Origin of the sequence: Phormidium sp. CCY1219 (assembly GCF_035615515.1) — a bacterium.
In the GTDB taxonomy this organism is placed as follows: Bacteria; Cyanobacteriota; Cyanobacteriia; order Cyanobacteriales; family Laspinemataceae; genus CCY1219.
Genome location: NZ_JAJENT010000615.1, coordinates 1 through 19420 on the forward strand (window position 1 = coordinate 1; position 19420 = coordinate 19420).

The 19420-nt window shown below is 51.9% G+C and carries 21 protein-coding genes; 11 read left to right on the plus strand and 10 right to left on the minus strand.

Features of this window, described 5'->3' with window-relative positions; translation table 11 throughout:
* Nucleotides 1-694: 694 nt before the first annotated feature.
* The 5 genes from LKK83_RS17195 to folE all read left to right on the plus strand — a co-directional run bounded on the left by LKK83_RS17195 (nucleotide 695) and on the right by folE (nucleotide 6350).
* Nucleotides 695-1390, plus strand: a complete 696-nt coding sequence (locus LKK83_RS17195; protein ID WP_324632477.1) for an aldehyde oxygenase (deformylating) — start codon at nucleotides 695-697, stop codon at nucleotides 1388-1390.
* A gap of 256 nt (nucleotides 1391-1646) precedes the next feature.
* On the plus strand, nucleotides 1647-2672 hold the full coding sequence (locus LKK83_RS17200) for a long-chain acyl-[acyl-carrier-protein] reductase (protein ID WP_324632478.1): 1026 nt from the start codon (nucleotides 1647-1649) through the stop codon (nucleotides 2670-2672).
* A gap of 193 nt (nucleotides 2673-2865) precedes the next feature.
* Nucleotides 2866-3846 carry an acetyl-CoA carboxylase carboxyl transferase subunit alpha gene (accA, locus tag LKK83_RS17205; protein ID WP_324632479.1) on the plus strand — a complete coding sequence of 327 codons (981 nt, stop codon included), beginning with the start codon at nucleotides 2866-2868 and terminating at the stop codon, nucleotides 3844-3846.
* 1182 nt (nucleotides 3847-5028) lie between these two features.
* Nucleotides 5029-5172, plus strand: coding sequence for a hypothetical protein (locus LKK83_RS17210; RefSeq protein ID WP_324632480.1), 144 nt, complete (start codon nucleotides 5029-5031; stop codon nucleotides 5170-5172).
* A gap of 443 nt (nucleotides 5173-5615) precedes the next feature.
* Nucleotides 5616-6350 (plus strand): GTP cyclohydrolase I FolE, encoded by a 735-nt coding sequence (gene folE / locus LKK83_RS17215; RefSeq protein WP_324632481.1) that lies wholly within the window; start codon nucleotides 5616-5618, stop codon nucleotides 6348-6350.
* A 53-nt stretch (nucleotides 6351-6403) separates the two neighbouring features.
* Here folE and LKK83_RS17220 read toward each other — a convergent pair whose 3' ends face one another.
* Nucleotides 6404-7048 (minus strand): phosphoribosylanthranilate isomerase, encoded by a 645-nt coding sequence (locus tag LKK83_RS17220; RefSeq protein ID WP_324632482.1) that lies wholly within the window; start codon nucleotides 7046-7048, stop codon nucleotides 6404-6406.
* A gap of 143 nt (nucleotides 7049-7191) precedes the next feature.
* On the opposite strand from LKK83_RS17220, the gene psaK reads away from it, so the two are divergent.
* Nucleotides 7192-7470 (plus strand): photosystem I reaction center subunit PsaK, encoded by a 279-nt coding sequence (gene psaK, locus LKK83_RS17225; RefSeq protein ID WP_324632483.1) that lies wholly within the window; start codon nucleotides 7192-7194, stop codon nucleotides 7468-7470.
* A 304-nt stretch (nucleotides 7471-7774) separates the two neighbouring features.
* Nucleotides 7775-9019, plus strand: coding sequence for a site-2 protease family protein (locus LKK83_RS17230; protein WP_324632484.1), 1245 nt, complete (start codon nucleotides 7775-7777; stop codon nucleotides 9017-9019).
* A gap of 136 nt (nucleotides 9020-9155) precedes the next feature.
* Here the strand turns inward: LKK83_RS17230 and LKK83_RS17235 are convergent, their stop codons facing one another.
* From LKK83_RS17235 to LKK83_RS17255, 5 genes are all read right to left on the minus strand, one after another.
* Nucleotides 9156-9956 (minus strand): lipoate--protein ligase family protein, encoded by an 801-nt coding sequence (locus tag LKK83_RS17235; protein ID WP_324632485.1) that lies wholly within the window; start codon nucleotides 9954-9956, stop codon nucleotides 9156-9158.
* Nucleotides 9957-10019: 63 nt separating this feature from the next.
* Nucleotides 10020-10496, minus strand: a complete 477-nt coding sequence (locus LKK83_RS17240; RefSeq protein ID WP_324632486.1) for a YbjN domain-containing protein — start codon at nucleotides 10494-10496, stop codon at nucleotides 10020-10022.
* 213 nt (nucleotides 10497-10709) lie between these two features.
* Nucleotides 10710-11585: a ferritin-like domain-containing protein gene (locus LKK83_RS17245; RefSeq protein WP_324632487.1), complete on the minus strand. Its 876-nt coding sequence runs from the start codon at nucleotides 11583-11585 to the stop codon at nucleotides 10710-10712.
* A 173-nt stretch (nucleotides 11586-11758) separates the two neighbouring features.
* The gene (gene glnA, locus LKK83_RS17250) at nucleotides 11759-13180 is read right to left on the minus strand and encodes a type I glutamate--ammonia ligase (protein ID WP_324632488.1); all 1422 of its coding nucleotides are present in this window, start codon (nucleotides 13178-13180) and stop codon (nucleotides 11759-11761) included.
* Nucleotides 13181-13266: 86 nt separating this feature from the next.
* On the minus strand, nucleotides 13267-13410 hold the full coding sequence (locus LKK83_RS17255) for a hypothetical protein (protein ID WP_324632489.1): 144 nt from the start codon (nucleotides 13408-13410) through the stop codon (nucleotides 13267-13269).
* Between the two features lie 500 nt (nucleotides 13411-13910).
* Here LKK83_RS17255 and LKK83_RS17260 point away from each other — a divergent pair, with 500 nt between their 5' ends.
* Nucleotides 13911-14177, plus strand: coding sequence for a hypothetical protein (locus LKK83_RS17260; protein WP_324632491.1), 267 nt, complete (start codon nucleotides 13911-13913; stop codon nucleotides 14175-14177).
* Nucleotides 14178-14214: 37 nt separating this feature from the next.
* On the plus strand, nucleotides 14215-14724 hold the full coding sequence (apcB, locus tag LKK83_RS17265; protein ID WP_324632492.1) for an allophycocyanin subunit beta: 510 nt from the start codon (nucleotides 14215-14217) through the stop codon (nucleotides 14722-14724).
* Nucleotides 14725-14808: 84 nt separating this feature from the next.
* Here the strand turns inward: apcB and LKK83_RS17270 are convergent, their stop codons facing one another.
* On the minus strand, nucleotides 14809-15006 hold the full coding sequence (locus LKK83_RS17270; RefSeq protein WP_324632493.1) for a hypothetical protein: 198 nt from the start codon (nucleotides 15004-15006) through the stop codon (nucleotides 14809-14811).
* Nucleotides 15007-15058: 52 nt separating this feature from the next.
* On the minus strand, nucleotides 15059-15199 hold the full coding sequence (locus tag LKK83_RS17275) for a hypothetical protein (RefSeq protein WP_324632494.1): 141 nt from the start codon (nucleotides 15197-15199) through the stop codon (nucleotides 15059-15061).
* 46 nt (nucleotides 15200-15245) lie between these two features.
* Between LKK83_RS17275 and LKK83_RS17280 the strand changes: the two genes are divergently transcribed.
* The gene (locus tag LKK83_RS17280) at nucleotides 15246-16064 is read left to right on the plus strand and encodes a TlyA family RNA methyltransferase (RefSeq protein ID WP_324632495.1); all 819 of its coding nucleotides are present in this window, start codon (nucleotides 15246-15248) and stop codon (nucleotides 16062-16064) included.
* A gap of 10 nt (nucleotides 16065-16074) precedes the next feature.
* Here the strand turns inward: LKK83_RS17280 and LKK83_RS17285 are convergent, their stop codons facing one another.
* Nucleotides 16075-16785, minus strand: a complete 711-nt coding sequence (locus LKK83_RS17285) for a M15 family metallopeptidase (RefSeq protein ID WP_324632496.1) — start codon at nucleotides 16783-16785, stop codon at nucleotides 16075-16077.
* 830 nt (nucleotides 16786-17615) lie between these two features.
* The gene (locus tag LKK83_RS17290; RefSeq protein WP_324632497.1) at nucleotides 17616-17804 is read right to left on the minus strand and encodes a hypothetical protein; all 189 of its coding nucleotides are present in this window, start codon (nucleotides 17802-17804) and stop codon (nucleotides 17616-17618) included.
* Nucleotides 17805-17960: 156 nt separating this feature from the next.
* Between LKK83_RS17290 and gatA the strand changes: the two genes are divergently transcribed.
* Entirely contained in the window at nucleotides 17961-19418 is a 1458-nt protein-coding gene (gatA, locus tag LKK83_RS17295) for an Asp-tRNA(Asn)/Glu-tRNA(Gln) amidotransferase subunit GatA (protein ID WP_324632499.1), read from the plus strand.
* The last annotated feature ends 2 nt before the right edge of the window (nucleotides 19419-19420 follow it).

The window sequence follows — 19420 nt, forward strand, 5'->3', positions numbered from 1 at the left end:
AAGGAATGATTTTTACCTCGTATCCCCCCCTTACCCCCCTTGGAAAGGGGGGGGACAAAGGAAGAATGTTTATCTCGCGGGGGGAAACAACTAAATCCCCTCATCCCCTCCCAAAGCATTAGTCGATCGGTTTCGGTTATTTGTAGCTATTTTATACTAACTTGGTATAAAGTCGGTGTATTTCTAATTTACAATTCTTGAAATTTAATTTACAATTGTTTATTGATGATTGCTTATTGGCTATAGTTAATTATTTATTCCTAATCCTCAATTCTCAATTTCCAGTCTGCGATAGGTAAGATGGCAACGGGAGGGCGATCGCTTTCCCAATTGTCAGGGAAAACTGACAATTGGGAGTTGGGGTAGCACAGAAGCGGGCTAATTTAATGGCGCGCTTTGCCATTAAATTAGCCCTGGCAGGCTGGATCCGGGTAGTCCCTCTTGTCTGGGGGGCGGAGATTTTGCACAGGAGAGGCAGCATTTGCCCCAGCCAGGGGGCAAAACGCAAATTCAAGCTCCAGGCAGTATTTGCGAGCGTTCACGATTTATAATCAGAATGCTGAAGTTTGATTACGAAGAGTAAAGTAACAATTATGTTGTTTAAGTAGGGTGAACCAGTTTATCCTAATAACTTAAGACGTCAACAGTCACTGTACGATCGTCGGCAACAATCTATTCAGGAGACAACAGACTTATGCCGCAGCTCGAGGCCATCACCCCTGAACTCGACTACCAGAGCGAAACCTATAAAGACGCTTACAGCCGCATCAACGCGATTGTAATCGAAGGCGAACAAGAAGCCAACGACAACTACATTCAACTGGGTCAACTGCTACCAGAGTCCAAAGAGGAGTTAGCCCGGTTAGCCAAAATGGAGGCGCGCCATAAGAAAGGGTTCCAAGCTTGTGGTCGCAACTTAGAAGTCACGCCAGACATGGAATTTGCGCGGGAGTTTTTTGCAGACCTGCACCAGAACTTCCAAAAAGCCGCCGCCGAAGAGAAAATCGTCACCTGCTTGTTGATTCAAGCGCTGATTATCGAAAGCTTTGCGATCGCGGCGTACAACATTTACATCCCCGTAGCGGATCCGTTCGCGCGCAAAATCACCGAAGGAGTGGTCAAAGACGAATACAGCCATCTAAACTTTGGCGAAGAGTGGCTCAAAGCCCACTTTGAAGAATCCAAAGCCGAATTAGAACAAGCCAATCGGGAGAACCTGCCCTTGGTGTGGAAAATGCTCAACAAAGTTGAAGCAGACGCCCGCATCTTGGCGATGGAGAAAGAGAGCTTAATCGAAGACTTTATGATTGCTTATGGCGAAGCCCTGAGCAACATTGGGTTCTCCACCCGCGAAATCATGCGGATGTCCGCTTACGGCATCACGGGTTGATAGCACTGTAGTGAATCCTTTCACCGAAGTAATGCAGACGCCTCGGACAGAGCAGCCTCAGAGGGGGGCCTCTGTCCGAGGCGGACTCGGTGGGCGAAGATAGCCGCCACAGATGGAGGTTGTTGCGATCGCCCCACCTGGAGTGCATGTGTTGTGGCACTCCGTTGTGTAGTAGGATTGTCAAGGATACCTTAAAATCCACCCCCTTGCGGTTAACCCATTTTTGCCTAAAACAAAGGCTTACATAGAACGTTTAATGTTTGGTCTTATCGGTCACCTAACCAGTTTGGCGCACGCCCAGTCGGTTGCTAGAGATCTCGGATATCCAGAATACGCCGACCAAGGGCTTGATTTCTGGTGTTCCGCGCCACCGCAGATTGTCGATAATATCACTGTTACCAGTGTGGCAACGGGACAGACCATTGAAGGTCGTTACGTGGAATCTTGCTTTTTACCCGAGATGCTCGCCAATCGGCGAATCAAAGCCGCCACCCGCAAAGTGCTCAACGCGATGGCGCACGCCCAAAAGCAAGGCATCAACATCACAGCGCTTGGCGGTTTTTCCTCGATTATTTTTGAAAACTTTAACCTGCACCAAATTGAGAAAGTCCGCAATATCAAGCTAGAATTCGAGCGCTTTACCACCGGCAACACCCACACCGCCTACATTATTTGTCAGCAGGTGGAACAGGGAGCCGCACAGCTAGGCATCGAATTGTCCAAAGCCACCGTAGCCGTTTGTGGAGCCACAGGCGACATTGGCAGTGCCGTATGTCGCTGGCTCGATCGGCGCGTGGATGTAGCGGACTTATTGCTGATTGCCCGCGATCGCGATCGCCTGAATGCCTTGCAAACAGAACTCGGGCGGGGCAAAATAATCAGCCTAGAAGAAGCCCTTCCCCAAGCTGACATTGTGGTGTGGGTCGCCAGTATGCCCAAAGGCATTCAACTCGAAGCCAACAAGTTGAAACATCCCTGCTTGTTAATCGATGGCGGATACCCGAAGAACCTAGACACCCAACTGCAGCATCCGGAAGTCTTCGTCCTCAAAGGCGGCATTGTGGAACACTCCTTAGATATCGACTGGCGGATTATGAAAATCGTCAGCATGGATATTCCCGCCCGTCAGCTATTTGCCTGCTTTGCCGAATCGATGCTGCTCGAATTTGAAAAAATCTACACGAACTTCTCGTGGGGACGCAATCAAATCACCGTGGAGAAAATGGAGCAAATCGGCAAATGGTCGGTGAAGCATGGATTTAAACCCCTGTTGAGCTTTTAGAGCGCGCCTCTGGGGTTTTAATCTGTGTTGCAGACTCCATTATCTGAATTGCACGGCGCAGCACCCGGTTTTCCGTTAATTTTTAGGGGATGAACGGCGATCGGCTTTCTGAGGATGATTCCCCATCCACTCCAAACGCCGATCGCCCAATTGTAGTTATCTCCCTTGACGCCCCGTCCTCCATCAATCGTTTATGGCACCAACCGAACGCAGAACATTCCTTTTAGACTTTGAAAAGCCATTAGCCGAGCTAGAAGGGCGGATTCAACAAATTCGCGATCTAGCCGAAGAAAATGGCGTGGATGTGTCGGAGCAAATCCGGCAGTTAGAAGCGCGGTCCAACCAACTGCGGCAAGAGATATTTTCCACCTTGACCCCCTATCAGCGGTTGCAGTTGGCGCGACATCCGAGACGTCCGAGTACCCTCGATTACATTCAGGCGATCGCCGATGAATGGATGGAATTGCACGGCGACAGGCGAGGGTGTGACGATCCGGCCCTGGTCGGGGGGATTGCCCGACTTGACGGCATTCCGGTAACGATTCTGGGTCATCAAAAAGGGCGCGATACCAAAGACAACGTAGCGCGAAATTTTGGCATGGCGTCTCCCGGGGGCTATCGCAAAGCCATGCGATTGATGGAACATGCGAATCGGTTTGGAATGCCGATTATTACCTTCATCGATACCCCAGGCGCTTGGGCCGGCATCGAAGCAGAACATCAGGGCCAAGGAGAGGCGATCGCCTATAACCTGCGCGAAATGTTCCGATTAGACGTGCCGATTATCTCCACGGTGATTGGCGAAGGTGGATCCGGCGGGGCCTTGGGCATTGGCGTCGGCGATCGGCTGTTAATGTTCGAACATGCGGTTTACACCGTGGCGACTCCAGAAGCTTGTGCGGCGATTCTCTGGAAAGATGCCGCCAAAGCGCCACAAGCCGCCGAAGCGTTGAAAATTACCTCCGGGGATTTGAAAAACCTCGGAATTCTCGACCAAATCTTGCCCGAACCCATCGGCGGCGCTCATTCCAATCCCTTGAAAGCCGCTGAAATCCTCAAAGAAGCGTTGTTACAGAATTTAGAAGAACTTTCTGCCCTAACCAGTCAGCAACGCCGAGACCTGCGGTATCAAAAGTTTCGCCGCATCGGCATGTTTGCTGAAGTGCCAGCCTAAAGCGGGAATACATTTAATTCGCATATTTTTCCCTGGGTAAAATGGCTCGTGCTTGATTGGTGCGTTAAATTTAGCATAACAGCACAACCCTGTCAACCCTAAACGGCGATCGGCCTCCTGCCCGGGCAATCCACGGTAAAAAAAAGGGAAATATCCAGTGGTATGCAAGGAACAATCGCCCTAGAAAATTGCTCCGGGTTTCCCTGCTTTTCCTGCTCCAATCGGAGCTTTGGCCAAAGAATTTTCCGGCGGCCAGTGGTCTATTTCACCCGATGAAAAACTCCCGGCTTATTCCCCCGAAATTTACAGATCGCTGTGGCGGAAAAACCCCAGAGGGCAAGTGGCGAGCCGAAATTGGCCATTCGCAATTTTCCCGGCAAAAATTTCCAGAAATTGCCAAAAAACGCCCCGGGTCAGTTATAATTGAAAAGGTCACAAAAGTTTACGTTTTGCTAATTTTTCTCAGTGGAGCGATTTTCCAAATGGACAACAAGCCTCCGGAGTTTCTCCTTAGATGTCACGCAGAAACTTCACAGTTAGCCAAACTCATATCCAATATTTGCCCGAACCGTTGATGCCCAAACTCTCTCACCTTGCAGTTAATTTGTAAAACTTGTTGTTAACCCGTTAAGGGAAATAGGTTGACGCTCTCGGCAAGTACAGATTATCCGGGAGAAATTCTGCCTGGGTCTCCGAGGCGACAGATGGACGGCACTCCGAAGTGCCATTCACAGCAAAAGCGTTATAGCCGGCAAACTTTCATAAGCGGCGATCGCTGCGGTTCGGTGAAGTTTACAGATAGTTGCTCATGCCGCAAACTTGCCATCAAACAGCCCATCGAGAGTGGGGAAATCCCTGTCCCGGGTTCGGGAGACTCGGCGCATACAGGATCCTGCGATGCCGGATATTCGATGTCTCATCATCCCACGGAATGCAATCTTTGAGCATCTATCCCCAGATAGAGATGCTGTCTCCTGCAGCCGAATTGAGAATTGGTACGTTAATCCGGCGAATTTCCCAAAAGATGTCAGCAATTCGTCGGCGAGGAATGAGAGACGAGGAAACTTACATAATAAAGCCAAGTATGGCTTGGATGCAAGAGGTTTTGTCCGTCAAAAATAATTACCCGATTCGATCGGTTTTCCAACCTTGCCCGGATACCGCGATCGCTGAGGCAATGAGATGGGATTGGCTTTGGCCACGACCCTAGCATTTGCCGAAACCGGGATTGATGTGGCAAGAGGCGAAGCGATCGCCCGCAAAAATAGAAGCCGTGACCAACGCGGCGCGTTCCTCGGGCATCAGTGCAAAGACTTACGCCATTAACTAAGCACAGGTTAAGCCAGTGCGAGAAAAAATTGGCGATCGCCCATTTTGGCGAACAACCCAGGAATGAGCCACCGCGCCGACTTCCGGACAGCCCTCTAGAACAGTAGCCTCCCCCGGGCAACGCCAGCGCCCCGGGAGTATCACCCTGGCAAGCGGTTGACCCGGAAATTGCTGCCGGATCCACCCGGCAAACTGCACTGCTGCCAGATAACGCAGTGGTTGAGGAACTCACTTTCACATCGAACCCGGGAGTGCGATAAATCTCCACTGGATTTGAGCCGATACTGCCGTTCGAGCCTCGACAAAAGGATTGCCCACCTAACTCGAGCGATCGCGAGTATGAGTGCGCCTTCCGTACAAATGCACTCACCGCTTAAAGGCGCGATCGCTCATCCACCCGTTGTTCTGTACATTCCTTTCAACTCCAACCCAAATTTATTATGACTATTGCCTCTGACAACCGTTCTAACGGAACCAAAAAAGACCTTGAAAACGGCATGCAAGCCGCAAATGCTTCCGGTAAAACCGCCATTCCCGTCCGACCCGATCGCAACACCTTAAACGGCACGCAACCCCACCTGCACCCCCCTGCAGCAGCAGAAGAAGACAACGAGCGGATGATGGATGCCGTGCGAGACATTCTCCTTTCCATCGGAGAAGACCCCGAACGCGAAGGCTTGCTCAAAACCCCCAAGCGCGTAGCCGAAGCCATGCGCTTCCTCACCAGCGGCTATTCCCAGTCCTTAGAAGACCTGGTGAATAATGCCATTTTTGACGAAGGGCACAACGAGATGGTACTGGTTCGCGACATCAACTTCTTCAGCCTTTGCGAGCACCACATGCTGCCATTTATGGGCAAAGCACATGTTGCCTATATCCCCAACGAAAAAGTGGTGGGTCTCAGCAAACTCGCCCGGATTGTGGAAATGTATGCCCGCCGCTTGCAAGTCCAGGAACGCCTGAATCGCCAAATCGCCGAAGCCATCCAAACCATCTTAGAACCCAAAGGAGTGGCCGTGGTCATGGAAGCAACTCATATGTGCATGGCCATGCGCGGGGTGCAAAAGCCCGGATCCTGGACCGTCACCAGTGCCATGCTCGGGATTTTTGACGAAGAACAAAAAACTCGCGAAGAGTTCCTGAACCTAATTCGCCACCAACCCAGCTTCTTTTAAAGGCTGAATTATAACCTCAGAAGTGTGAAGTGTCAAGCCCGAAGTTTTATCCTTCACACTTCTTGCCGTTTGAGCATTTCAAACAATCGCGCCACTTTGGCTAAATCTTTGTCCCCCGGCGATCGCTCCACCCCACTCGAGAGGTCGATGCCGGCGGGGTTTACTTGTGCCAGGGCGGCTAAAACATTATCCGGCGTTAATCCCCCTGCCAGCAACCAGGGACACCCCGGATCGAACTCGGTTAAACTTCCCCAGTCCAGTTGTTTTCCCGTCCCCCCCAGCATCCCAGGATGATAGGCATCCAACAGCAAGGTATCCACACAGTCCACATACTCCTTGGCGGTTTCTAACGCCGCCGGGGTTTTGACCCGCAACGCTTTGATCAGTTCTATCCCGGGTGGGAGTAACCGACGCAGGCGATCGCAAACCTCCGGGGATTCATCGCCATGTAGCTGCACCCCCGTCAACCCCCCGGCTTCGCGAAATACTTGACAAATGGTTTCTGGCGTGGTGTTGGCAAACACCCCGATGCAGCCCACCGACTCTCCTTGTAGCCGACTCACCACCGCGCGAATCTGCAGTGGCGTCACATAGCGCGCAGAGCGGGACACGCAGATAAAACCCAAGGCACTGGCTCCCATCTGCGCGATCGCCCGTCCTTGCTCTGGTTTGGTAATTCCGCAAATCTTCACGCGCATTCGCGATCGTCCCCCGTAATTGTTTCGATTTGTATCGAAATTTTAAGCAACTTTAAAGTATTGAGCAAAATTATTATTTTTTCGCCATCGCTCTTTATAATTCCTTTCAATTGTACAAATTTATCAACATAGGAGATAGAATCTTGCTATACAGCACCTTACTGGCCGTAGCGGCAGCCAACGTCCCCCCCACCCCAAGCTGGTCCCCCACCATCGGACTGGTGATGATCCTGGCCAACCTGTTTGCGATCGCCATTGGTTACAAGGCGATTCAAAACCCCGGCGTGGGTCCGAGTCTGCCCGTGCAACCCCCCGCCCTGTGGACTAACTTTGGCATCCCCGAATTGCTGGCCACCTTAAGTTTCGGCCACTTACTCGGCGCGGGCATCATTTTGGGATTGGGTAATGCCGGGGTTCTGTAAACCTCCTACCAAAGTGCAAAATAAAGCTTGACAAAAGCGAAGTTTTGTGCTAATAAATGATTCCAACCGCTCCCCAAGGCGATCGCCCTGGGGAGCGCCCTTGATTCCCGACAGCGCAATTGGCGATCGCCGCTTACCGCCTGTCACCCTTTGCCCCTCGATCCCTCGCAAATTCCCCAGGGACATTCATCCAACCCCAGTGGGGGAACAGAGAAAAATGAGTACAATTAAGAAAGGACAATTGAGGGGTTGACGCCCTCCACAAGCAGGCGATCGGCTAGAGTCAAGAAAAAAGGAAAGTTTCATGCAGGCAGCTTGGCGAATCGGATCCCTATTTGGTATCCCTTTCTATATCGATAAATCTTGGTTGATTATCCTACTGTTGGTCACCTTGGCGAATGGGGCAAACTTCGCCGAGACCGAAACCTGGGATCCCATAATCGCTTGGACTGTGGGTTTGGCATTAGCCCTGTTGCTGTTTGCCTCCGTACTGCTTCACGAACTCGGACACAGTTTGGTGGCGATGTCCCAAGGCATTAAGGTTAACTCGATTACCTTATTTATTTTTGGCGGCGTAGCGTCCATCGATCGCGAATCGAAAACCCCGGGTCAAGCCTTTCAAGTAGCGATCGCCGGACCGGCGGTGAGTTTCATGTTGTTTGCCATTCTCGGATCGATCGCCGGACAGACCCCTAGCGACTCCCCCATCGAAGTTTTAGCATTGAATTTATCCAGAATTAATTTGGTGTTGGGGGTGTTTAATTTAATTCCCGGGTTGCCCCTCGATGGGGGTCAAGTCTTAAAAGCGGCGGTATGGAAGCTGACCGGCAGTCGCTTTCAGGGGATTCGCTGGGCGGCCCTGAGTGGAAAAACCCTGGGGTTGAGCGCGATCGCCTTTGGCGTGGTTTTATTTTTATCCAACAATAGTTTGAGTGGCATTTGGATTGCCTTTCTCGGCGGATTTGCCGTTCGCACTGCAAACGCTTACAATTCCCAAGCGCAGTTGCAAGAAGCTTTAGTCAAACTGAAAGCCGAAGATGCGATGACCAGACAGTTTCGCGTCATCGATGCCAACATGACCCTGCGGCAATTTGCCGAGGAATACATTCTCGCCGAAACTCGCGATTTTGCCTACTTTGCCGCCTCTGAAGGTCGCTATCGCGGTCGGCTGTCCCCCGAGGACCTGCGGGTTATCGAACGCAGTCAGTGGGAAACGCAAACCGTTCGCAGTATCGTGACGCCGTTAAGCGAGATTATCGGCGTGGAGGAAGATACGCCGTTGGTAGAGGCGATTATCGAGATGGAAAACCATCAGCTAACCTTGCTGACGGTGTTTTCCAAAGCCGGTGCGGTTGCCGGGATTATCGATCGCGGCGATATTGTGGCCGCCTTAGCGAAAAAGATGAACCTGCCGATTTCCCCCGAACAAATTAAACGGATTAAGGAAGAAGGCAGCTATCCGGCAGGGTTTCATTTAGGCGCGATCGCCAAAGCCACCTCCGAAGCCGTCTCCCCCCAAGAACTGGCCAAATCCGCGATGAAAAAGTAAACTGGCTGCACGGTTAATTTGCATAACAAATTCCCCGGAGATGAGCCAAAAGAAAAGCCGCCGAAGTGGCTTCCGGTGGGAGAGTCAGAGCTTCCAACTTCTCGCGAATTACGCCCTTCGCTTCAAAATCGGGATTTTAAACCGCAAAAACTGGCAAATTAAGTGCATCGGTTTTGATGTGTTGCCATTCTTCCCGGGTAAGGGGCTGGTGATGGATTTCTACCTCAAAACAGCGAGATGCGGCGCAGAGTAACGAAGCGATCGCCATCTCGATTAACTTTGAAACATCCCGGGGTAAAGAATCGGGCAACAGATGAACTCCGCCAATCAATTGCGAAGCTTGCGGATCGAAGACGCGAGAAAACAACTCCACCGACGGGTTGAGCAGGATCGAACCATGTTGCAAAATAGCCCCGCCCCGTTTGAGCTGAGCGCTGCCGATAAATTTAGCACCATTTGGCAAGACCAAATCCGCACCGGTAGCGGTGGCAAAACAATTGGGAGTTTTAGCGTAACCGCGTCCCGCCCGACCGTAGTGTAATTCCACCCCCAAACTGCGCCATCCCTCGATCAAAAACTGACAAATGGTTTCATAGGCGGCGAGGCGAGAGGATTTAGCGATCGCGCAAGAGTTTGCCCCCAATTCAGACATGACCACCATATAGGTTAAATCCCCCTGATGCAGCACAGCGCGTCCCCCCGTGGGACGACGCACCAAATCGATCGGTTGTCCATGCCAAGAGAGCTGACGCCACCCATCGGGCCAGCGACGCTGATGGTAGCCGAGAGAAATTGCCAGCGGATCCCAGGTATAAAATCGCAGCACAGGCGGCAATTTACCGGCCCGATGCTGCTCGAACAACCAATAGTCGATCGCCATTTGGATGTTGGCGGGAGCGCGAATCAGACCGATCGAGCGCCAAGAAGATGAATGCATCAGAGATGTGATGGAGGAGGGGCAACAAACAGACCCGGCGAACTCAACGCACCGGGGGATATTTTATTGACCGAATGCCTCAAGCAGCGCCTCATCATTGTCATCGGCGATGGTTGCCACAATGGTGATACAGCGAGAAATTTCCCCAGGATTGATATCCGCCACCGTGCGGGTGGAGACCACCACCACGCGATCGTCCACAATAGCAAAACGAGATTCCAAAGTAGACGACCAGTTCATATCTAATAGCTGGCGCATTAACTGCGGTTCGTTTTTCGCCGGGAGTTTGAGGACGAAAGACCACACGCTCAAGCTGTCCTCATCGGTGGTTCCCGTCAGTTGCACGAACACCTCAACGCTACCGTATTGAAATTTCCAAAGATGACCTGCTTCGCTTTGGGCGAACATCACCTTTTGGTCTTGGGCCAGACTGCCAATCACCGTTTCGATTTCCTCGACGAGGTTAACGGATGTAGACTCTGACAATAATTCTTCAGTGGATTCGTCGGGATTGCAAAGGTTTTCTACTTCGGTGGTCATCTGAATCTCCTGGAATGGGTGGACACCGTTCGCTGGGTAGGGAGCGAAAATTGAGAGCGATGTTTTGAGTGATGTTAAAAGGGGTTTGTGAACTTGGCGAGTTGCCGATTGAGTTAGATTTACCGCGATCGATTTTATCACGGAAGGGGCGAGTATGACCGAGGGAGGGAAAGCGCCTTCAGAAAGGGGAGGCGCAAAAGTCACTCTCGCCTTTTATTTTTTGGAATTAGAAGAATTCAAGCCGTTTAAGAACATCGGCACGAATTTTTCCATAAATGCCTGTGGATCGCGGTTCCAGGCTTTTTGTGCGGCTTGCACCCGGGTGAGCTGGAGGTCTGGAGCGATCAGGGTTTGCGGGAGGCGTTCCATGAGGTAGGCGGGACGTTCCCAGAGAGGGAGCGTATTGGCCACATCGAGGAGGCTAGCGACGCGCCGCAATTCTGCGCCCATTGTAATATCCATACCGGCTTCAAAGGCAGCTTGTTCGATCGCGGCATATTTGGATTTTGCTTGTTCGACTTTTTGGCGGTGTTGCGGGCTTTTTTTCGCCATTTGAGCCAACCAGCGATTTCCCCAGCGCACGTGCCCTGCTTCTTCGGGCATAATGCGTTCGAGAGTTTCGCGGATGAAGATGTTTTCTGGGGTTTGTTCGGCAGATTTGAGGGCTTGAATGTGACCGGAGAAATATTCGCAGCCGCGTTTTTCGGTGACGTTAATGGCGGCGAGGGCGGCGATCGTGCCATCTTCGAGGGTTTCAAAGCCATCTTTGTCCAGCAGACGGTCGAATTCCTCGATATAGGCCATTCCCGGGGGTTTGTCCAGATCCGAGCCAAGTTCGTAGAGCAGATCCGTGAGCCACATAGCGTGACGGGCTTCATCGGAGACGTGGCGAGACAACTCGCGTACCAATTCGCGGGGTTGACCGTCGAGGCGTTCGATCAGATCCGTGAGGTCTTTGCAACTGCGTTGTTCGCTAAAGCGGTAGCGGTTGAGGGTGATTAGATGGATTTCGCGATCGCGCACCACGTGCTTCATCACATCGCGGGCGCTCATTGAATTGCGGAATTTACGCGGGTATGTGACGCTCATACTTTTTTAGTTACGTTTTATAAACTTGTGTTGCTGATTCTAACGCAATTTTTTCCGAGCATGGTTTATGCAAAGGGAAACCAACCGCGACTGGTTCCGATGAGCCGTCGCGCCACAAAAAAGCCACCGTAAGGGTGGCTCAACTTACTTAGTTGCGATTTTCTCGCAGAGGTTTAGGCATCGAAGTAGAGAGAAAACTCGTAGGGATGCGGACGCAGGCGCATGGGGTTGACTTCATTATCGAGCTTGAACTCGATCCAACTGGCGATGACATCTTCGGTGAAGACGCCGGTGCTGGTCAAGAACTCGCGATCGCCTTCCAGAGCCTTGAGCGCATCCAGCAGAGACCCAGGAGTCGAGGGAATCTTGGCCAATTCTTCCGGACTGAGATCGTAGATATCCACATCCAGAGCATCGCCGGGGTCGATTTCGTTCTTAATCCCATCGAGACCCGCACAGAGCATCGCCGCGAAGGCGAGATAGGGATTGCAAGTGGCATCCGGGCAACGGAACTCCATCCGTTTCGCCTTGGGATTCGGACCCGACAGGGGAATCCGAATCGAAGCAGAACGGTTCCCTTGAGAATAAGCCAAGTTCACCGGCGCTTCAAAACCGGGCACCAGACGCTTGTAAGAATTGGTGGTGGGGTTGGTAAACGCCAACAGAGCGGGAGCGTGTTTGAGCAGACCCCCGATGTAATGCAGAGCCATTTTGCTTAAGTTGGCATAACCATCGCCCCAGAACAGGGGCTGACCATCTTTCCAGAGAGACTGGTGAGTGTGCATCCCGGAACCGTTATCGTTAAATAGCGGCTTTGGCATGAAGGTCGCGGTTTTGCCGTACTTCTTGGCCACATTTTTGATAACGTATTTGTAGGTCATCAAGTAGTCGGCGGATTTGACGATCGGGGCAAACTTGATGCCGAGTTCATTTTGTCCGCCGGTAGCCACTTCGTGGTGGTGCTTTTCGATAGGTACGCCGCATTCGCCCATCGTCAGCAGCATTTCAGTTCGCATGTCTTGCAGGGTATCCGTGGGCGACACCGGGAAGTACCCTTCTTTGTAGCGGGGTTTGTAGCCCAGGTTGCCACCGGGTTCTTCTTTACCGGAATTCCAGCGACCTTCCACGGAATCGACGTAGTAAAACCCTTTGTTTTCGGTTTGGTCGAAACGGACATCTTCAAAAATGAAAAATTCGGCTTCTGGACCAAAGAAGGCGAGATCGCCAATGCCGGTGGAAATCAGGTAATCGAGCGCTTTTTGGGCGATGGTGCGCGGATCGCGGCTGTACATTTCACCGGTGCGGGGTTCCTTGATGCTGCAAATCATGCTCAAGGTTTTTTCGGACATGAACGGGTCGATCCAGGCGGTGGTGGGATCGGGAACCATTGCCATGTCAGATTCGTTGATGGATTTCCACCCGCGAATGCTCGAACCGTCGAAGGCGACTCCATCGGTGAAAGCATCCTCGTCAATCAGATCCCGGTAAAACGAGCAGTGCTGCCAGATACCGGGCATGTCGATAAACTTGAGGTCTACGATTTTGATGTCTTGCTCGCGGATAAAATTTAATACTTCTTGTGGGGTTTGGAACATAAATAACTCCTCAGTTCTCAATTGGTGTCAATCCACGTTGCTGGTGACAAGCGTTGCTGGTGACAAGTACGCGCACGAGCAGGGGTTCACTCAAGGAGGTTAGAAGACGAAACAGACATCTCCTGGGCACCTAGCGGCGATCGCGGCGATCGCGCTGTTCCTCCCCTGGCACTGACTTCCAGGATTCTCAACGGTTTGAGGACCTGAACCTCAACGGTTGCTTTCTCCACCCTGTTTTGCTCCCTCGTTTTTGGAGGGAGTGGTTCGTCAACCGGTGGGGAATAAGGCGATCGCGCCTTGGCATAAACCCGCGCTGCGTTGTCCCTGACTCATCCTAGGGATTGGTTTCGGGAGGGTTTGTATTCAAGGATACAAACCGGCCCCGCGCCCTAGCAGGCTAACCACAACTCTGGTTGGATTTAATCACAGTTCCCTCTTGCAGCACATAGAGAAAATATTAAGGATTCCCTTCCACCGCTTCGGTTGAGGGCGGCGATCGCTACCTAACACAATCGCCACCCTCGGGTGCGTCACCCTCACCACCCCCCGTTCCCATTGGATCCCCGATCCAATCCGGGGGTAACGCACCACCGGGGATGCGTCACTGGGTCTAACACTGAAAAAGGCACGATTCCCATGCCCTGGGGGCGGGTTCAGATGAGGGCGCGTTCGCCATGCAATCGCGCCTTTCGCGTATCCAGGGTCATTACTGTGGGGATTTTTTCCCTGGATGGGGGAGAACCCCAATGGCGATCGCCTTTTTGCCCCGCGAGTCTTGTTCGTCATCGAGGTGGGAAGCGATCGACTATTTTTCTGGGTATCGCTTTATAGTAAACTACAAACCATCGAACGAATTTTGGTTCGATCGCGCTTGGGGAGGACGATGTACTCAACTCATCCCCAGTATTATTACTCATTTTTGGGTCAACATTGGGCGCGGCACGGATATCCGGTTTCGCAAAACCGAATATTCCTGCACAACACCACCCACCCGTAGCAGATTACTTGTTGAGATTGTTGGGAGAAGAAATTTAATGCGTGACGCTGTAACCAGTCTGATAAAAAACTATGATGGCCTCGGTCGCTATCTCGATCGCGATGCTATCGACAACCTAAAATCTTATTTTGAAAGCGGCACCGCACGGGTTCAAGCTGCCGGCGCGATTAATGCCAATGCCGCCTCTTTGGTCAAACAAGCCGCTTCTCGGTTGTTTGCTGAATTGCCCGAATTGATTCGTCCCAGTGGCAATGCCTATACCACCCGTCGCTATGCGGCTTGTCTGCGGGATATGGACTATTACCTGCGCTATGCCACTTATGCCCTAGTTGCGGGCAATACCGATGTGCTCGACGAACGAGTGCTGCAAGGACTGCGCGAAACTTACAATTCTTTAGGGGTTCCGATTGGTCCGACTGTGGTGGGGATCCAAATTCTCAAAGACCTGGTGAAAGATAAAGTGGTGGAAGCTGGTATCACTCCCGGCGCTTGGTTAGACAAACCTTTCGACCACATGTGTCGCGAATTGAGCGAGCAAGATATTTAATCTCTTTCTCTTAGGTCGATTTTTCTATTTCTATCAAGTCCGCATCGGCGGACTTTATCTTTTTTGGGAAAAATTTTTGCAACCCTAACCAATTGCCAAGTCTCCCCAAAATTGACACCTTTGCAGGAGTTTTTCGATCGGCGAATGATGCGCCAACTGGAGGGCGATCGCTTCGACTTTTCCATTGGGATAAACCACATAAATATTCTCTCCACTCAAAATGGCCAGGGGATTGTCTTTTTCTCGTACAGGCTGTGGGAATACCGATCGCGTCAAGTGCATGTCATTTTACCCGTAATACGTCAAGTTTCTCGTCAGGGATCGAGAGTCTTGTCTAATTATGGGATAACGGGCAAATTTCACAAGCGATCGAACTCCATCGGTCAGGGCGATCGCGATCGCAATCCCTCGCGATCGCGATCGCACCCCCATCGCATTGTTCGCCTCCTCGGTCTAAACCCAATTGAAAATTCACTCATTGAACATTGACCCATTGCTGACATTTTTTCTCTAGATCGACTGTGGCTAATAAGCAACGACTCGATACCCTGTTAGTAGAACTCAACCTCTGTTCCTCCCGACAGTTCGCCCAACGGCTGATTCGCGCCGGGGAGGTGCGGGTCAACAACCAACTGATTGACAAACCCGGTACCGCCGTCAATACCGATGCCAATATCGAACTCAAGCCGCGATCGCGCTTCGTGTCGCGCGGTGGCGAAAAATTGGCAAAAGCGCTCGAGGTCTTTCCCATCCCCGTCGCCCATCGCATTGCCCTCGATGGCGGTATCTCCACCGGGGGCTTCACCGACTGTTTGCTGCAAGCCGGTGCGGAATTGGTCTACGGGATTGATGTGGGATACGGTCAAGTGGATTGGGGTCTGCGAAATGACCCGCGCCTGATTTTGCGCGAACGTACCAACCTCAGACACTTGACAAAAGAGGATTTATATGATAATGAAAAGCCTAAACCGGATTTGGGCGTGCTGGATGTTTCCTTTATCTCCCTGACCAAAATTTTGCCCGCCCTGTGGGAGTTGCTGGTAGCGCCGAAAGAGGTGGTGTTACTGGTGAAGCCTCAATTTGAAGTGGGGCGATCGCGGGTGGGAAAAAAAGGCGTGGTCCGCGATCCGCAAGACCATGCCGATGCCATTTTCCAAGTCTTGCAAGCCGCAACCGACTGCGGATGGCAATACAAAGGCTTAACCTGGTCTCCCCTCACCGGTCCGGCAGGCAATATCGAATATCTGCTGTGGCTGCATGTAGAAAGCGATACCCCGCCACCGGATAAATCCGCGATCGCTCAACTCACCCGCAACGCCCAACGGGAAATCAATGGGTGACATCCTCCCCCTAGGGTCTCGCCGCCCTAAACACTCGCTGACTGCGCGCGGAACCCACCCACCGCCAGTGCCACGGTTCGTAGTTGATTTCCGGATGTTGGCGCGGAAACGACATTTCAAAGCCAAATTCCCCTGCATTCGCCTTCAACCAGCGAAAGGCATCGGTATCGTGAAAAGAACGGCGAACGTGATGTTGGGGCGCGGATGCATCGCCGATGTCGATCGCATAGCCCGTATGATGTTCGCTATACCCGGGCGGTGCAGAGACGTTGGCTCTTTGCTGCAAGCTTTGCCCCCGCTGTCTCGCTTTGCCATAAAACAGATAGGATTGAGTATCGCGATCGCGAAAGCCAGACAGAGGCACCAACTGCACCCCATCCGCCGCCGCCGCCGCTACCATTTCTCGAAACTGGGCCGCCGCCTCCCGACGCAACCTTTGCCCATTGCCAACTGACACTAATTCTCGTCTTGGCGCAACGGAATAGGAATAATGACCGTAGTGGGTTTGCGCTTCTTCAGGGGTGGCGGAGGGCAGATATTCGCGCTCAATGCCCAACGGCGGCACTTCCGGTTCCGAGAGTTCCACCGGGGACGGCAGGCGATCGCCCAATTCCTCTGTGGGGGTGGGCGTAGCCGTCGCGCCCAGTTTGGGCACCGGCGCGATCGCCGCGATCGCGGCGATCGCTATGCAATTTCCAGTTATCCATTTACCTTTTAACATAAAAAATTTTCAAAAAAATCCAGGATACTTGACTCTTTTTCTATCTTATTAATTCTTCGTCATAGATGTATCTAGCGCCAGAAATATACCGATAGAAAGAGACTGCAGTGTGAGTTTTTTTTGATTAATTGGTAATAGTAAGCTGTTTCGCATTTAAATTGGGGGAAGACTTCACCCCAAGTTATTGTAGTGCGAGCTTCTAGCTCGCTACAGTACCCAAATTAAATGCCTGACAGCTTAACTGAATTTTTGTCTCTATTCAACTGAGTAGTTTGTAGGGTGGGCAGTTCTAGAGGGGATGCGAGATTCGGCACCTGTGATAGTAGCTCTCTGTGCCCACCGTACCATCTGCTGATTGATGGACAAAAACAGAAAAGGATTGCGGGTGCGGTGTAAAAAAAGTAAAAAGAGTAGTTGAAGCGGTGGCGACGCCAGAAGTCACAGGTAATTGGCAGCCCATTTAGGGCAGAATGGATGCAGATATGGCATTCTGGCGCAGGCGAGGGAGAAGGGGGGAATGCAAGGAGGGAGGCGAACAGAAGCAAAAGCCGAGTCATGGAAGAGATTGGGCGAAACAAGCGAAGCGATCGCTGCTAGAGTAGTCATTGACGCAATTGCTTCCCGAGAAAACACGGAGCAAACCGGGAGATGTTCCCCAGAGTTGGATCCACAAAGCCAGCCTGAGTTGGGATCCAAGGCAAGGCAAAGCAGGGCAGAGGGAAAAATTGGCAGTGGGAAAGGGCGCGATCGGGAAAAGAAAGCGCCAGAGAAGATGCATGTGGGGTGCATGAGAGCAACAACCAAAAGCGACACGCCAGTTCAAACCCACCTCAGTTCCCATTGTTCGGGTTGATGCACTCGGGTCGATAAAATAATGTCATGCCCGAACCCACCGCGAGTTGAGAACCAGACAGACTCAGAACCGGGCCGAACTCGCGGCGATCGCGAAGTTGACCGATGTTGCATTGCCCTTCGCTCCTCAGAAGGTGGTGAGTGTCCGAAGCGAAACGCTGATGCAAGGCAGGGGGTCAAAGAGAGGCCCGTAAGCGAACGGAACGCGAAACCTTAGTTTCAGCCCGCATCCGGGGGCGATTTTCAGAATCTTCCTGCGCTCTTCCGGGAGAGTGTCAAAATAAAGTCTGGTACATCCGGAGTTAAAGTCAAAAGGTAAAAGCATGGCATCCATCCGCGAGTTACACAAACAACTAATCAAAAAAGAACGCTCGGCTGTTGAAATCACCAAAGAAGCCTTAGAGCGGATCGAAAAATTAGAGCCGAAACTGCACAGTTTTTTGCTAGTGACAGCCGATCGCGCCCTAGAACAAGCCCGTCAGGTGGATGCCAAAATCGCTGCAGGGGAAGAAATTGGAATGCTAGCAGGCATCCCCATTGCCATAAAAGATAATTTATGCACCCAGGGAATCCCCACCACCTGCGGATCGCGGATTTTGGAAAACTACATCCCGCCTTACGAGTCTACCGTGACGCAAAAACTAGCCGAGGCGGGGGCGGTAATGGTAGGAAAAACCAATCTGGACGAATTTGCGATGGGCGGTTCTACAGAGAACTCCGCATTTCAGCGCACCGCCAACCCCTGGGATTTGACCCGGGTACCGGGGGGGTCATCCGGGGGATCGGCAGCAGCAGTTGCCTCGCAAGAATGCCCGATCGCGATCGGTTCGGATACCGGGGGATCTATTCGCCAACCCGCCGCCTTTTGTGGCGTGGTGGGGATGAAACCCACTTACGGACTGGTTTCGCGCTATGGATTGGTTGCCTATGCGTCTTCCTTAGATCAAATCGGGCCGATTGGTACCAGTGTAGAAGATTCGGCCATTTTGCTGCACGAGATTGCCGGGTACGATCCGAAAGATGCCACCAGTCTCAAGGTGCAAATTCCCGACTACCGCAAATACGTCAAACCCAGTTTAAAACCCAAAGGGCAACGACGAATCGGAATTATCAAAGAAACCTTCGGACATGGCATCGATCCGGCGGTGGAAAGAGCGGTGACTGCAAGCATCGAATTGTTACAAGAGTTGGGTGCGGAGATTCAAGTGGTCTCTTGCCCGCGCTTCCGCTATGGTTTGCCCGCCTACTACATCATTGCTCCCTCAGAAGCATCGGCTAACTTAGCCCGTTACGATGGGGTCAAATACGGAGTTCGCAGCGAAGAAGGCGAGAATCTGTTAGGTATGTACGGTAAGACGCGCGCCCAAGGTTTCGGTGCGGAAGTCAAGCGGCGAATTGCGATCGGCACTTACGCCCTTTCCGCCGGGTACTACGATGCATACTATCTCAAAGCGCAAAAAGTCCGTACCTTAATCAGAGAAGACTTCGAGCGCGCATTTGCTCAAGTGGATGTGTTGGTCTGTCCCACGGCCCCCACCACGGCGGTGAAAGCAGGCGAAAAAACCGACGATCCGTTGAGCATGTATCTGCTAGACTTGATGACCATTCCCGTCAATCTTGCCGGGTTGCCGGCCATGAGTTTACCTTGTGGATTTGACGAGGGCGGAATGCCGATTGGGATGCAAATGATTGCCAATGTCTTGCGAGAAGACTTGCTGTTTGAAGTTGCCTATGCTTACGAACAGGCCACAGATTGGCACAACCGTTTGCCCGAAATTTAGAT